General features: G+C 72.3%; 9 protein-coding genes and 1 pseudogene. 4 read left to right on the top strand and 6 right to left on the bottom strand.

Annotated features, from left to right (window positions below; genetic code table 11):
* Window positions 1-104: 104 nt before the first annotated feature.
* The 3 genes from AB0D99_RS01030 to AB0D99_RS01020 form a co-directional block, all read right to left on the bottom strand.
* Window positions 105-2912 carry a molybdopterin-dependent oxidoreductase gene (locus tag AB0D99_RS01030; RefSeq protein WP_362355392.1) on the bottom strand — a complete coding sequence of 936 codons (2808 nt, stop codon included), beginning with the start codon at window positions 2910-2912 and terminating at the stop codon, window positions 105-107.
* Window positions 2909-3733, bottom strand: a complete 825-nt coding sequence (locus AB0D99_RS01025) for an FAD binding domain-containing protein (RefSeq protein ID WP_362355389.1) — start codon at window positions 3731-3733, stop codon at window positions 2909-2911. The genes AB0D99_RS01030 and AB0D99_RS01025 overlap by 4 nt, the downstream gene beginning before the upstream one ends.
* A gap of 325 nt (window positions 3734-4058) precedes the next feature.
* Window positions 4059-5267 (bottom strand): NAD(P)/FAD-dependent oxidoreductase, encoded by a 1209-nt coding sequence (locus tag AB0D99_RS01020; RefSeq protein ID WP_362355386.1) that lies wholly within the window; start codon window positions 5265-5267, stop codon window positions 4059-4061.
* A gap of 317 nt (window positions 5268-5584) precedes the next feature.
* On the opposite strand from AB0D99_RS01020, the gene gdhA reads away from it, so the two are divergent.
* Window positions 5585-6931: an NADP-specific glutamate dehydrogenase gene (gene gdhA / locus AB0D99_RS01015; protein WP_362355383.1), complete on the top strand. Its 1347-nt coding sequence runs from the start codon at window positions 5585-5587 to the stop codon at window positions 6929-6931.
* Window positions 6932-7034: 103 nt separating this feature from the next.
* Here the strand turns inward: gdhA and AB0D99_RS01010 are convergent.
* A pseudogene (locus AB0D99_RS01010) lies at window positions 7035-9252 on the bottom strand (SpoIIE family protein phosphatase).
* A gap of 198 nt (window positions 9253-9450) precedes the next feature.
* On the opposite strand from AB0D99_RS01010, the gene AB0D99_RS01005 reads away from it, so the two are divergent.
* Together AB0D99_RS01005 and AB0D99_RS01000 are read left to right on the top strand one after the other, a co-directional pair.
* Complete coding sequence (locus tag AB0D99_RS01005) at window positions 9451-10665, top strand: cation:proton antiporter (protein WP_362355380.1); 1215 nt, start codon at window positions 9451-9453, stop codon at window positions 10663-10665.
* Window positions 10666-10778: 113 nt separating this feature from the next.
* Window positions 10779-11000: a hypothetical protein gene (locus tag AB0D99_RS01000; protein ID WP_362355377.1), complete on the top strand. Its 222-nt coding sequence runs from the start codon at window positions 10779-10781 to the stop codon at window positions 10998-11000.
* Window positions 11001-11032: 32 nt separating this feature from the next.
* On the opposite strand, the gene AB0D99_RS00995 is transcribed toward AB0D99_RS01000, so the two are convergent.
* Both AB0D99_RS00995 and AB0D99_RS00990 read right to left on the bottom strand, forming a co-directional pair.
* A complete protein-coding gene (locus AB0D99_RS00995; protein WP_362355374.1) occupies window positions 11033-11863 on the bottom strand; it encodes an endonuclease in 831 nt (276 codons plus the stop codon).
* Between the two features lie 276 nt (window positions 11864-12139).
* Window positions 12140-12718 (bottom strand): snapalysin family zinc-dependent metalloprotease, encoded by a 579-nt coding sequence (locus AB0D99_RS00990; protein WP_362355371.1) that lies wholly within the window; start codon window positions 12716-12718, stop codon window positions 12140-12142.
* 293 nt (window positions 12719-13011) lie between these two features.
* Between AB0D99_RS00990 and AB0D99_RS00985 the strand changes: the two genes are divergently transcribed.
* Window positions 13012-14436, top strand: a complete 1425-nt coding sequence (locus AB0D99_RS00985) for an amidase (protein ID WP_362355368.1) — start codon at window positions 13012-13014, stop codon at window positions 14434-14436.
* Window positions 14437-14478: the final 42 nt, after the last annotated feature.

Below are 14478 nucleotides of genomic sequence, written 5' to 3'. Positions count from 1 at the left end.
GGCTGACGCCAGTGATACCCACCCAACGTGTCGAGAACCACATCTGCTACGGCTCACGCTCCATCGCCTTGCTTTTGGGAGCTTGATACGGAGAACGCCCTCGACTATTCCGGTGCATCGTCCGAGGCTCGCGGGACGGTGCCCCGCACGCGCTGCCGATCGAGCGCGAGCCAGACCCGGTCACGGGTGACGGGCAGCTCCGTGAACCGGACGCCGGTGGCGTCCCGCAGGGCGTTCGTGAAGGCGGGGGCGACCGGATTGAACGGGCTCTCGCTCATCGACTTGGCGCCCAGCGGGCCGATCGCGTCGGAGGTCTCCATGAAGTGGACCTCGGTGCGCGGCACATCGGCGTACTGGGGGAGCCGGTAGCGGCGGAAGGCGGCGGTCGTCACCTCGCCCCGCTCGTCCACCCGGACCGTCTCGAAGAGCGTCGCCCCGAGGGCCTGGGCGACGCCGCCCTCGACCTGGCCGCGGCACTGCATCGGGTTCATCACCTTGCCTGCGTCGGCCGCGTGCACGCTGCGCAGGATCCTCGTCTCGCCGGTGCCGGGGTCCACCGCGAGCCGGAACCACTGGGCGTTGAAGGCGACCGAGCGCGGGGAGCCGGTCCAGTGGCCGTCCGCCGCCATCTCGTCCAGCTCGCCCTTGTCGTACGCGGCCTCGTACAGCTCCTTGAGGGTCACGACCCGGCCGGCGCAGTCGAACGCCTCGGCCTCCAGCGTGCACAGGTGCCGCGCCACCCCCGTGTGACGGGCGGCGAAGGTCTTCAGGCGCTCCGCGAGCGAGTCGGCCGCCAGCATCACGGCCTTGCCCGCCACCACCGTGCCGGCCGAGCCGAACGCGCCGGTGTCGTGGCGGACGACGTCCGTGTCCGACTGGCGGACCGTGATCCGGTCGACCGTGGTGTTCAGCGCGCCGGCGGTGATCTGCTTGTGCACGGTGGTCGTGCCGTTGCCGAACTCGGCCGTGCCGACCGCGATGTCGTACGTGCCGTCGCGCAACAGACTGACCGTGGCGTCGGCGAAGTGGCCGCCCGGGGGTCCGGTGGCGATCATCGCGACCGCCGAGCCGGTGCCGGTGAGCCAGCCCTCCGGCACGTCCTCGTGGCTGGTGTCCTCGGCGATGGCCTTGCGGACGACGTCCATGCACTGCTTCATCCCGTACGAGCCGATGAAGAGGTCCGGCTCGTGCCCGATGGGGGTGATCATGTGATCGCCGGCGCCGATGACGTTCTTCTCACGCAGTTCGAGCGGGTCCATGCCCAGCTTGAGGGCCAATTCGTCCATCACCGACTCCAGGGCGAAGAGCACCTGTCCCAGCCCGTAGCCGCGGAAGGCGCCGGCCGGGACGCCGTTGGTGTAGACGGAGTACGCCTCCACCTCCTTGTTCGGCGCCTTGTAGACGGCGAACGACTCGCCCACGCTGTGGAACATGACCGCCGGGCCGTGGTTGCCGTAGGCGCCGGTGTTGGCGAGCACCCGGATGCGCAGCGCGGTGAGGGTGCCGTCGGCCTTGGCGCCGATCTTGATGGTGATCGTGAACGGGTGGCGGGTGGTCGCCCCGTAGAACTGCTCGGCCCGGGTGAACTCCAGCTTCACCGGGCGTCGCAGCTTCAGCGCGGCGAGGACCACGATGTCCTCGGTGAGCATCTCCTGCTTGCCGCCGAAGCCGCCGCCCACGCGGCCCGCGACGACGCGGACCTCGTCCTCGTTCAGGTCGTAGAGGGCGCACAGCGCCCGCCGGGTCAGGAACGGCGCCTGGGTGGAGGAGCGGACGGTGATGCGCTCGCCGTCACCCTCCTCCTTGGGTTCGAAGTACGCGACGCTGCCGTGTGTCTCCAGGCTGGCGTGCTGCACGCGCTGCGTCCGGAAGGTCTCCTCGTGGACGACGTCCGCCTGCGCGTATCCCTGCTCCATGTCGCCGATGGTGTGGTGGACCTCGCCGCACACGTTGTTCTCGGCGCGGAAGATCCCCGACTCGGGGCCCTTGGGGTGGATGACGGGGGCGCCCGGCAGCATGGCCTCCTCCGGGTCGGTCACGTACGGGAGTTCCTCGTAGGTGACGACCACGCGGCGGCAGCCCTCCTCGGCGGCCTGCTCGCTGTCGGCGACCACGGCGGCCACCCGCTGGCCGACGAAGCGGACCACGTCGTCCAGGACGCGGGTGTCCATCGGGTCCTCGGTGGGGTGCTCGTGCCGGGCGGAGGAGTACAGGCGGTCGGGTGCGTCGTGATGGGTGAGGACGGCATGCACGCCCGGGACCCGGAGCGCCTCGGAGGTGTCGATGTCGACGATCCGGGCGTGCGGGTGCGGGGAGCGCAGCAGCTTCATGTGCAGCAGCCCCGGCACCTCGACGTCGAAGGTGTACCGGGCGGTGCCGGTGACGACGAGGGGTCCGGCGGGGGCCCCCAGGCTCCTGCCGACCGCCTTGCCCGCGCACGGGCTCTCGGTGTGCTTGACGCCGCGCACCGCGTCCTCGATGGCCCGGTAGCCGGTGCAGCGGCAGAGGTTGCCCTTCAGGGCGCGCGGCAGGTCGTCGAGCTTGCCGTCGTCGTGCTCGGTGCCCCGCTCGGCCTCCAGCGCCGCCGTGGTCATCAGGAATCCCGCGGTGCAGAACCCGCACTGGAAGCCCTGCGCGTCGAGGAACCTCTGCTGCACGGGGTGCAGTTCCCCGTCCGGGGAGGCCAGACCCTCGACGGTGGTGACCGACCGGCCCTCGGCGCGTACCGCCGGATAGAGGCAGCTGTGCACGGGCTCGCCGTCCACGTGCACCGTGCAGGCCCCGCAGTCCCCGGCGTCGCAGCCCTTCTTCACCCCGAACCATCCCCGCTCACGCAGATAGGTCCGCAGGCACTGGCCGGCGCGCGGCTCGTCCTCGAACAGCTCCTCGTTGACCCGGACGTGGAAGCTCATCGTGCGGACTCCTGGGTGAGTTCGCGGCGGATCTCCTCCGCGAAGCGAAGGGCCATGTGCCGCCGCCACTCCGGCAGCCCGTGGATGTCGTCGAACCACTCGTGACCGGCGACGGCCGAGTCGATCGCGCGCCGGAGGACGGCCGGGGTCGGGGGGAGCGGGAACCAGAAGCGGAAGGGCCTGGTCGTGGCGGCGGTGACGGTGACCGTCAGCGACCCGTCCCGCGGGTCGAGCGTGCCGATGACCAGCGCGCCGGAGCGTCCGAGGCCGTAGAGCGACGCCTGCCGGAACGCCGTCCGGCAGTTCAGGGCATCCGCCGGGATCGTGACCGACCGCAGCAGCTCACCCTCGGCGAGGTCCTTGCGTCCCGCGCCGGTGACGAAGTCCGCCACCTTCCTGCGGCGCGGCGATCCGCCCTGGTCGAGCAGGAGGCATTCGCCGTCGAGGGCTGCCGTCAGCGAGATCATGGGCCCGGCGGGCAGGCCGTTGCACAGGTTCCCGCCGACGGTCGCCATGTTCCAGATCTTGAAGGAGGCGAGGAAGGCCCGGCACGACCGCTCGACGAGCCGGGCCGCGCCGGCCGGGAGCGTACGGGCGTACCGGTACAGGCGGGCGACCGTGCAGGTGGCCGCGATCTCCAGAGACCCGTCCGGATGCCGTACCAGCGGCTCCCAGCCCATGCGGCTCAGATCGACGAGCCGGCGGATGTGCGGCTGCGGCTCCGAGAAGAGATAGGTACCGCCGCCGAGCCAGGCGTCCCCCGGCCGCCAGGTCTCGCGACGGCGACCGTCGCGTACGTCGAGCACCGTGTTCAGATCCATGTCCCCATGCCCTTTCGGCCACTTGCTTCCCGCCAGTGAATCCCGGGCGCCGGGGCGCGAACGACTGGTTGCGCACACGGAAAGCGCCATCCGCTCGGGCCGGGTGTTGGTGGATCGACCGAGGGGCGTTCCCCCGCGTCACCCCCGCGCCGACGAATCCGGAACGCGCCTTCACTCGGCGGACGCGAGGGTCCTGAGCCGGGCGTGCGGGCGCGGACGCGCGGGTCCTGAGCCGGGCGTGCGGGCGCGGACGCGCGGGTCCTGAGCCGGGCGTGCGGGCGCGGACGCGCGGGCGGAGCGGTGGCGGGTGCGGGGCGCGGGCGGCTCAGCCCGCCGGGGCCGTCAGGGCCGGGTCGGAGAAGAACTCCGAGGGGGCGGTCACCCCGGCGACCACCCGGGCGAAGCCGTCCATGGTCTCCTGCTGCCGGGCGATGGCCCCGAACATCTGCAGCATCTCCGGGGTCGGCGGGTCGAGACAGGCGAAGTCGGCGGTGAACTCGTACATCTCCCGCACGCGTCCGTCGCGGGCCTCCTGGTACTCCCGCATGGCCTCCTCGTAGGGGCGCCGTCCGGTGAGGGTCTCGTCGACGGCCCGGGCGCACAGTTCCGCGTCCTGGAAGGCGTCCTGGATGCCCTGGGCGGTGATGAAGTCCTTGAGGTAGCCGGCGTCGCCCACCAGGGCCCAGCCCGGTCCGTACGGGGTGCGGAAGTAGTTCGGGACCGCCGTCCCGACGAAGCGCTCCACGCGGGTGGCCGACGCGATCCGTTCGGCCAGGGCGGGAGCCAGGGCGACGGTCGCCAGGTACTCGCCCTCGGGGTCGGTCCGGTGCTCCTCGAACTCGCGCATGGGCCAGCCGCAGATGAGCAGGGTGAGGCCGTCGTTGGTGGGCCAGCCGGCGAACGCCCGGTCCGGCCGCAGGAACGCCTCGAACCCGTCGAAGTCGAGCCCCGACCAGTAGGTGTAGTAGCTGGACTGCAGCTTGGGCTTCTCGGCGTAGGCGGCGGCGCCGACGCTCCGCGCGAGGAAGGAGTGGGCGCCGTCCGCGCCGATCACCACCCGGGCGCGCTCCGTCACCCGGGGGCCGTCGTGCTCGCGTCCACGGACCCCCGCCACGGTGTCGTCCGCGGCCTCGTCCCCGTGCACCAGCTCCTCGACGGAGAACCCCTCGCGGACCTCCGCGCCCGCCTCCGCGGCCGCGTCCACGAGGATCTTGTCCAGGACCGTGCGGCGCGGGGCGTAGGAGCCGGGGAATCCGTGCCCGGCGGGGGAGCCGGCCAGGACGAGCGGCCCGAGGTCGAAGGAGTAGGTGTGGATCATCGGCAGATCGCCCGCGGTCACCCGGTCCAGGAGGCCCCATCGGTCCAGGGCCGCCAGGCCCGGCGGATGGATCAGGTGCGTGGAGACGGTGTCGCTGGGGAAGTGGGCCCGGTCCAGCAGGAGGACCCGGTGGCCCTGTCGTGCCAGCAGCATCGCGGTGGGCGCGCCGGCGCAGCGCGCTCCGACCACGATGGCGTCGTAGGTCTTGTCGGTCATGGCGTCATCACCTGACAGTCGCGGTACTTCCACGCTATCCCCGGGCCCCGTCCGGCGCGTCCGGCAGCCGGATCAGGGCGCTTCGTCCCGCCTTCCGGGCTGCCGGGACGGCGACTGATACGATCTCGAATCGAATTCGAAAAAGTCCTCGGACCGGGACGAGCCGATCGAGACCCCCCTCGCCCCGGCACCACGGGCCGCCGGGACGAGGGACCGGATCGCCGACCGCCGCGGCACCCGCGCGGGCTAAGGTCCGACGACGACTGTGTGACGTCGCCCTCGGGCGACGGAACTTTCGGAGAAAGCGAGGCACGGGAATGAACGTCAGCGCACACATGGAGGCCGTCTACACGGAGGTCTGCCGTCGCAACCCCGGCGAGGCGGAGTTCCACCAGGCGGCGGCCGAGGTCCTCGACTCCCTCGCTCCCGCGATCGAGCGACACCCGGAGTACGTGGACACCGGCATCCTGGAGAGGCTCTGCGAGCCCGAGCGGCAGCTGATCTTCCGGGTTCCGTGGGTGGACGACGAGGGCTCCGTACGCGTCAACCGGGGATTCCGGGTGGAGTTCAACAGCGCGCTCGGCCCGTACAAGGGCGGGCTGCGCTTCCATCCGAGCGTCAACCTGGGCATCGTGAAGTTCCTCGGCTTCGAGCAGATCTTCAAGAACGCGCTGACGGGGATGGCGATCGGCGGCGGCAAGGGCGGCGCCGACTTCGACCCCAAGGGCCGCTCGGACGGCGAGATCATGCGCTTCTGCCAGTCCTTCATGACCGAACTCCACCGCCACCTGGGCGAGCACACCGACGTCCCCGCCGGGGACATCGGCGTGGGCGGCCGGGAGATCGGCTACCTCTTCGGCCAGTACAAGCGCATCACCAACCGCTACGAAGCCGGAGTCCTCACCGGCAAGCCGGTCGGCTGGGGCGGCTCCCACGTCCGTACCGAGGCCACCGGCTACGGCGCGGTGTACTTCGCCCAGGAGATGCTCGCCACGCGCGGTCACGGCTTCGACGGCCGCCGGGTGGTCGTCTCCGGCTCCGGGAACGTGGCCGTGTACGCGGCGGAGAAGGCGCAGGCGCTCGGCGGCCGGGTGGTGGCGTGCAGCGACTCCTCCGGATACCTCGTCGACGAGGACGGCATCGATCTGGAACTGCTGAAGGACGTCAAGGAGGTGCGCCGCGCCCGGATCTCCGCCTACGCGGAGGCGCGGCCGAGCGCGCGGTTCTCCGCGCGGGGCACGGTGTACGACGTCCCGTGCGACATCGCCCTGCCGTGCGCGACCCAGAACGAACTGGGCCGCGACGACGCGGTCGCGCTGGTCAAGAACGGGGTCAGGGCCGTCGCCGAGGGCGCGAACATGCCCTGCACGCCCGAGGCGGTCAAGGTGTTCCGGGAGGCCGGGGTCCTCTTCGGCCCGGGGAAGGCCGCCAACGCGGGCGGCGTGGCGACCTCGGCGCTGGAGATGCAGCAGAACGCCTCCCGCGACAGCTGGTCCTTCGAGCAGACCGAGGCCCGGCTCGCGACGGTCATGCGCGACGTCCACACCCAGTGCCGCGCGACGGCCGACGCGTACGGCGGAAGCCCCGAGGACTACGTGCTCGGCGCCAACGTGGCGGGCTTCCTGCGGGTGGCCCAGGCCATGACGGCCCAGGGCGTCATCTGACGCGCGCGCCCGCCGGACGGTCCGCACCCGCGGCCCCTCCGGACGGCGCCGCACGTACCGGGACAGACCGCCTCCCGCGCCGCCCGGTGCGGGAGGCGGGCCGTCACGCGGTGGTGCTCCCCGTGCCGCCCGCCGCGGGGAGGGCCTGTTCCGCCCAGATCACCTTCCCCTCGCGGTGGTGCCGCGCGCCCCAGCGCTCCGTGAGCTGGGCGACCAGCAGCAGGCCGCGGCCGCCCTCGTCGTAGGTCCGGGCCCGGCGCAGGTGCGGGGCCGTGCTGCTGGCGTCGGAGACCTCGCAGGTGAGCGTGGACTGGAGGATCAGCCGCAGCTGGATGGGCTCCTTGCCGTAGCGGATCGCGTTCGTCACCAGTTCGCTGACGACCAGCTCCGTGACGAAGGACAGTTCCTCCAGCCCCCAGGCGGCCAGCCGCTCGGACACGAAGGCACGGACGTCGGAGACGGCCGCCGGGTCGGACGGGACGTCCAGCGTGGCCACCTGGCCGGGGTCGAGCGCCCGGGTGCGCGCCACCAGGAGGGCGACGTCGTCGGAAGGACGGCTGGGCAGCAGGGTGGCCAGCACACGGTCGCAGATCGCGTCCGGAGACTCGGCGGGCCCGGCCGGCCCCGCCTCCGACGCCTCGGCGAGGACGTCGCACAGCATCGTCCGCGCGGTCTCCACGTCACGCGTCCGGCTCTCGACGAGACCGTCGGTGTACAGGGCCAGCAGGCTGCCCTCCGGCAGCTCGAACTGCGTGGTCTCGAAGGGCAGCCCGCCCAGGCCAAGGGGCGGGCCGATCGGCAGGTCGGGGAAGTCGACGACACGGGCGGCCGGGGTGTCGCCGTCGGTGCCCCGCGGAACCACCACGGCCGGCAGCACATGCCCGGCGCTGGCCAGCGAGCACAGCCGGGAGACGGGATCGTAGACCGCGTACAGGCACGTGGCTCCGGTCTCGCCCCGGTCCGACGCCTCCTCGCGCTGAAGGCGGATGACCACGTCGTCCAGGTGCGTGAGCAGTTCGTCCGGCATCAGATCGATGTCGGCGAAGGCGCGGACGGCCGTCCGCAGGCGGCCCATGGTGGCGGCGGCGTGCAGGCCGCGACCCGACGACGTCGCCCACGACGAGGGCGACGCGGGCGCCCGACAACGGAATGACGTCGTACCAGTCACCGCCCACACCCGCGCGGGAACCGCTGGGCAGATAGCGGGAGGCGGTCTCCACGGCCGACTGCTCCACCGCGCGCTGCGGCAGCAGACTGCGCTGGAGGGTGAGGGAGGTCGAGTGCTCGTGGGTGTACCGGCGGGCGTTGTCGATGTACACCGCGGCCCTGGCGGCGATCTCCTGGGCCAGCAGCAGATCCTCCTCGTCGAAGGGGGCCACCGTGCGATGCCGGAAGAACTCGACGAGCCCCAGGGTGTGACCGCGCGCCTGCAGGGGCACCAGCAGCACCGAGTGGAAGCCGTGGGCGCGCAGGGCCCGCCTCTCCTCCTCGGACGGCGCCAGCCACACGGGGACGTCCGAGGAGGTGATCCGGTGCAGCAGCGACCGACTGTCGGCCAGTGCCAGCGCCGGATGCGATCCCGTCGGGTAGGTGTGCGTGTCACCCGTGGCGACGGCGGAGTCCGGGCAGCCGTCGAGGACGGACCGCTGGGCGATCCGGCACAGCACCGGCGCGTCCGCTGACGGGTGCGCGGCCTCGTCGCGGAGCACCGAGTCGAGCAGGTCCACGGTGACGAGGTCGGCGAAGTCCTCGGCCGCGACGTCCGCCAGTTCCTGGCAGGTGCGGGCGGTGTCGAGCGTGGTCCCGATCCGCACGCTCGCCCGGTTGGTCAGGATGAGTCGCCGCTGGAGCAGCAGGTCGCGCTCCTCCTGGTAGGCGGCGGCGACGTGCTCGGACCCGAGGTCGACGTACTCGAAGCCCAGCGACATCAGTCGGGTCCACGCCGCGTTGACCAGCTGCTGGTCGTCGGTGAGGCCGGCGGCCGTGTCCTGCGCCAGTTGCAGCATGCCGATGTGGCCCAGCCGGTAGGAGCGCAGGAGCTTGCCGACCGGCACCCCGCTCCGGGCGCATCTGCGCGCGAACTCCAGGGCGGCGGGAGGCGTCCTCGCGCTGGTCGCGTCGAGGCCGTTCTCCAGGAGGTCCAGGAAGGCGTCGATGTGTGCGGCCGTCTCCTCCACGGCCTCGGAGGCGAGGTCCTCGTACTCCCACAGCTCCGGAAGCTCGCCGCTGATGCGCCGCAGCAGCATGTCGGCCGTCCGGTCCGCCCGGGGCCGCAGCTCCTGGGCCAAGCGACGAAGAAACACCTCGACATCGGTCGCCATACCCGAAACGTACCGAAGGACCGGTCCGCGCGCCCCTCAGGGATCTTGCCGCCCCGCGCCCCGTCCCTCCCGCTCGTCGGACGCGGGGCCCGCGCGGCCGCTCGGGGGTGCGCGCGGGCCCCCTTCGGCGTGCTCCCGCGGGCCGGAAGGAGGTCCGCCTTACGCTGCCTCTGTCCGAGGGCCCCTTCGAAAGCGCGGATGCTCTTGCTTGCCGTCACCGTCATCGCGGGCGTTCTGTTCACGTGGTGCGTCCTGTCGCACCGGCTCGCACGATGGAGCATCACCGCTCCGATCGCGATGATGGTGGCGGGGATCGCCCTCACCAGCGGCTCCGACCCGCCGCTCGTCTTCGACTTCGGCGACATGGCGGGCTTCGAACACGCGGTGGAGGTGGTCCTCGCCCTCCTGCTGTTCGTCGACGCGACCGAGGTTCCCGCGGGCGTCATCCGCCGGGAGCGCAACGTCGTCGCCCGGCTCCTGGGGGCCGCGCTTCCGCTCACCCTGCTCGCCGCCTTCCTGACCGCGCTCGCCTTCTTCCCCGACCAGCCCGGATGGGTGCTCGCGGCGCTGGCGACCGTGGTCGTCCCGCTCGATCTGGCACCCACCGCTGCCGTGGTGCGGGACAAGCGCATCCCGGCGCGCCTGCGGGAGGTCCTCAACGTCGAGGGCGGCCTGAACGACGGGATCGTCTCCCCGGTGTTCCTGCTCTGCGTCGCCGCCGCCGTGGAGTCCCACACCGAGAGCGACGACTACGCCGAGGCCGTCCTCGACGCCGTCGGATCGGCGGCCTGGGCCGTCGCGGCCGGCTCGCTCGTCGGCTTCCTGGCCGGCTGGGTGCTGCGCCGGTCCTGGGCGAGGGGCTGGACGCAGCCCGCCGCGGCGAGACTCGCGGTGCTGAGCGTGCCCATCGCCGCGTACACCCTGTCCTCGGCCCTGGACGGCAACGGCTTCGTCGCCTCGTTCGTCGCCGGGGTCTGTGTCGTGCCCGCGATGCGGCACCTGCCGAAGGACGCCGTGGAGATGACCGACGACCTCGTCACCCTGCTCACCCTCGCCCTGTGGTTCCTCTTCGGACAGATCGTCAACGACGAGTTCTGGGACGGCTTCCACCTCTCCGTCATCCTCTACGCGCTCCTCGCCGTCACCCTGGTCCGCGTGGTGCCGGTGATGCTCTCCCTGATCGGTACGGATCTCTCCCTGACCGACAGGCTCTTCCTGGGGTGGATGGGTCCCCGAGGCGTGACCTCGGTGGTCTTCGGTCTCCTCGCAGCGATCCAGCTGCCCGCGGCCGAAGGAGGGGACTTCATCTCCCGGGTCATGGTGGTCACCGTCATGCTCAGCATCGTGCTGCACGGACTGAGCAGCGAGCCCGTGGGCCGTCTCTACGCCCGCCGTCGGCGCGCCTCGACCTGAGCGGCCCGGTGCGACCCGTGGCCGTGCCCGGGAACCCGGGGCCGCTCCCGGGCGTCACACAGGGCGAGGGCGATCATCGCCGACGCATGCACCACTCACGGAGGGAGCCGCCCATGCGGTCGAGTGAAGCCGGCACGTTCGAGACCGACCTCCCCGACGGTCGACGCATGACCCTGTCCCTGCCCCCGCTCGACGCCCCCTGGGCCACCGGGGGCGTCGACGGCCTGCGGCCGGTCCGCGCCCTGTACGAGGGGCGCGGCGAGGAGCCGCACGAACTCCCGCCCGTACCGGACCTGCGTGCGCTGAACCTCGCAGTCCTCGGCATGGGGGCCTGAGCCGACCGGGGCCCGTGCGGGCGGGAGCCCCGCTACTTCCAGATCTCGGCGACCCACTCGGGGTGGTCGACGAACGGATTCCGGTTCTTCTGGATGCCGAAGATCTTGTCGTTGCGGGTCTTCTCGAACGCGTCCGGCGGGTCCTGGTCGTTCCACTGCTTGAGCACCGAGAGGCGGCCCATCGCCGGCGCGGACCCGTTGTCGACCCGGTCGTTGGGTTCGAGGTCGGGGAAGCCGTCGCCGCCCTCGTAGCGGACGGCCATGTAGAGGATCATGCGGGCCACATCGCCCTTGACCTCGGCCCGGGGCTCGAACGAGTCGCCGTCGACGCGACTGCCGGCGGCCTCGTCGACCGGGTCGCCCCCGTTGTCGAAGTCGAGGTTCCCCCGGGTCGAGTTGACGGTGACGTCCTCGGGGCGCAGGTGGTGGATGTCGGTGCCCGGGCCGGTGGCGGTGCCGAAGTCGCCGTGCGACTTCGCCCAGACGTGCTCGCGGTTCCAGTCGTCGGCGTCGCCGCCGTTGTCGCCCTTGGCCTGGGAGCGCCCGGAGTAGAGCAGGACGACGTTGTCCGGGTTCTCCGGGTCCTCGTCGGTGGTCTTCAGCGCGTCCCAGACCTCGTCGTACGAGAGCTTGGTCTGCTCGCTGATGATCGTGTGGAGCGCGCCCTTGAGTTCGGCACCGGTCTTGCCGAGCGCGCCTTCGTAGTACGTGTCGTCCAGCGGCGCGGCCGCGGGTGTCTCCGCCTCGGCCGGTGGCGGCTGGACGCCGGAGGCGTAGGCCGCGGTGGGGACGGCGATCGCGGCGACCGCGACGATGCTCAGGACGGGACGCCGCCAGCGGCGCTGCCTCTGGTGAGCGGACATGTGTGGGGGGTGTCCTCTCGCTCGGCGGGCACGGCGCCTCGTTCCGGCGATCGGCAGGCCCGGACGTGGTGCCCGACAGACGGATCACGATGGGTGGTTCACGGCGAGCTTGGCATGTCCTGGCCATCGAGACGTGGACACCGCGCACCCGTCCTGTGGTGACACCGTGGAGAGCGAGTGCGATTCGGGCAGTGGCCGGAGCGCACCGGCCGGGAGTCGTCGGGGGAGGGCGGCGCCCGACCGTGGGGCTCGGTCGGGCGCCCTCCTGTCCGGGTCCTACGGGGCGTCCACCAGGATCCGGCCGTCGGCGGGGGCGAGCGAGGCGACGCCGCCGGCGTACGCGGAGTCCACCCGGGACCGCTCGGTCGCGTTCGGGACCGCGTTCGCGCAGCTCGTACCGGCGCTCGACCCCGACATCAACTGCGAGCACGGGCCGGGCTTGGTGTCGGGCAGGCCCAGGCTGTGCCCGAGCTCATGGGCGGCGATGCGGGTCTTGTCGTACCCCTGGGCCACCGCCTGGCTGCCGAGTTCGACGCGAACCTGCCGCCCCGGGCGGACGGGGCCGAGGGTCGCCTGCGGCCAGCCGGTGGTGGCGACGATGACGATCTCGGCGCGCGTACCCGGTGCGGCCTCGACCAGCCTCACGTTGGCCACGTTCGCGTTCCAGGAGGCGACTCCGGCCGTGATGGCCGCCTCCCAGCCGGCGGCCCGGCTGTCGTCGTAACGAAGTGTCACCACCGCCGCGGCGCGCGCCGTCGACGGTGCGGGGGTGGGTGCTGCGGTCGCGGCCGTGGCGGTGGCCAGGACGACCGCCGCGGCGGTGGTGCCCGCCTTCAGCCATGTGCAGAGCGGCATTGCTGCTCCTTCACTCGTGGGGGCTCGGGTCCACGCGGAACCGAGAGTGCGGGAAGAGCGGCGCGGGTGACCGGTCGACCGGGTGGTCTCGCCGATCCTCCCGGGGCCCTCCGAAGGTATGCCCTCATACCCTCGCCCGTCATGCACCTGTCATTCTTGACTGTTCGTCAATTCTTCTGTGAAGGCGGAGCTTTGGGCTCCACGGCGCGTCGGAGGTGCGAAGCCCTCGCGTGTTACTCGACAGTAAGGAATGATGGTCGACGACCATTCACACGGCCGGGGCTGAGGTAGCGGTGACGACTTTCGACGAACGAACGACGGTGCACGCCTTCCGGGACGACGCGCTGGGGGAGCACGACGCCGTCGGCCTCGCCGCGGCGATCAGGCGCGGCGACGTCAGCGCCGCCGAGGCCGCGCGGGACGCCGCGGAGCGGGTACGGGCGGTCGAGGCGCGGCTCAACGCCGTCCAGGTCCACGCCGGCACGCCGGCGTACCCCACCGGCGCGGCCGGGGAGCGCGGCGCGCTGGCCGGGGTCCCGACCTTCGTCAAGGACAACACCGACCACCACGGTCTGCCCACCGGCCACGGCAGCGCGGCCTTCACCCCGCGCACCGCCCGGCGGGACGCGCCGTTCACCCGGCAGTTCCTGAGCACCGGGGTCACGGTCCTCGGCAAGACCCGGCTGCCCGAGTTCGGGTTCAGCCCGACCACGGAGTACGAGGGCGCCGAGCCCGTCCGCAACCCCTGGAACACGGGGTACTCGGCGGGCGGTTCGTCCGGCGGCAGCGCCGCGCTCGTCGCGGCCGGCGCGGTCCCGATCGCGCACGCCAACGACGGCGGCGGCTCGATCCGGATCCCCGCCGCCTGCTGCGGACTCGTCGGACTCAAGCCGACCCGTGGCCGGGTCGTGCCGAACGCGCAGAGCCGTCAACTCCCGCTGGACCTCGTCTCCGACGGCGTCGTGAGCCGCTCCGTCCGGGACACCGCCGCGTTCCTCGCCGCCGCGGAGAGCCACTGGCACAACCCGAAGCTGCCTCCTCTTGGCCTGGTCGAAGGGCCCTCGGGACGACGGTTGCGGATCGGGTTCCTGCTCGACTCGCCGAACGGCGTCCGGGCCGACGACGCCACCCGCGCGGCCGTGACGGAGACCGTGGCCACCCTCGCCCGGCTCGGCCACACCGTGGAGCCGGTGGAGCCGGTCATCGACCCCCGGTTCACCGAGGACTTCCTCACCTACTGGGGGATGCTGTCGTTCCTCCTCGGCGTCACGGGCCGCACCCTCGGCACGGACTTCGACCGGCACCGCATGGACGGTCTCAGCCGCGGCCTGCGCGAGGCGTACGTCGAGCGGTGGCGGACCACTCCGGGCGTGCTGCGCAGGCTGAAGGGGACGGTGCGGGCGTACGCGGCGGCGTTCCGCGGCCTCGACCTCCTCCTCTCCCCGGTGCTCGCCCACACCACGCCGGCCATCGGCCACCTCAGCCCGTCCGTCCCGTACCCGACGCTGATCGAACGGATCCTCGCCTACGTCGCGTTCACGCCGGTCGACAATGTCGTCGGCACCCCGTCGATCTCGCTGCCCGCCGCGAGTGCCACGGGGGACGGGCTGCCCGTCGGCGTCATGTTCTCCGCCCGTCCGGGAGCCGAACGGACCCTGCTGGAGGTCGCGTTCGCGCTGGAGGCGGAGCGGCCCTTCCGGCGAATTCAGGACGTGTGACGGCACCTCCCCGACAGCGCCCCGCGGGTCTGGCAAGCTGCC

The organism is Streptomyces sp. NPDC047971, from assembly GCF_040653355.1.
Classification (GTDB): domain Bacteria; phylum Actinomycetota; class Actinomycetes; order Streptomycetales; family Streptomycetaceae; genus Streptomyces.
The sequence above is the reverse complement of the archived record's forward strand: the minus strand, read 5'-3'. Positions and strand labels throughout refer to the sequence as shown.

Bases quoted from the DNA above. Each gene is read 5' to 3' on its own strand.
- AB0D99_RS01030 (WP_362355392.1), bottom strand. From the start codon at position 2,912: ATGAGCTTCCACGTCCGGGTCAACGAGGAGCTGTTCGAGGACGAGCCG.
- AB0D99_RS01025 (WP_362355389.1), bottom strand. From the start codon at position 3,733: ATGGATCTGAACACGGTGCTCGACGTACGCGACGGTCGCCGTCGCGAG.
- AB0D99_RS01020 (WP_362355386.1), bottom strand. From the start codon at position 5,267: ATGACCGACAAGACCTACGACGCCATCGTGGTCGGAGCGCGCTGCGCC.
- gdhA (WP_362355383.1), top strand. From the start codon at position 5,585: ATGAACGTCAGCGCACACATGGAGGCCGTCTACACGGAGGTCTGCCGT.
- AB0D99_RS01005 (WP_362355380.1), top strand. From the start codon at position 9,451: ATGCTCTTGCTTGCCGTCACCGTCATCGCGGGCGTTCTGTTCACGTGG.
- AB0D99_RS01000 (WP_362355377.1), top strand. From the start codon at position 10,779: ATGCGGTCGAGTGAAGCCGGCACGTTCGAGACCGACCTCCCCGACGGT.
- AB0D99_RS00995 (WP_362355374.1), bottom strand. From the start codon at position 11,863: ATGTCCGCTCACCAGAGGCAGCGCCGCTGGCGGCGTCCCGTCCTGAGC.
- AB0D99_RS00990 (WP_362355371.1), bottom strand. From the start codon at position 12,718: ATGCCGCTCTGCACATGGCTGAAGGCGGGCACCACCGCCGCGGCGGTC.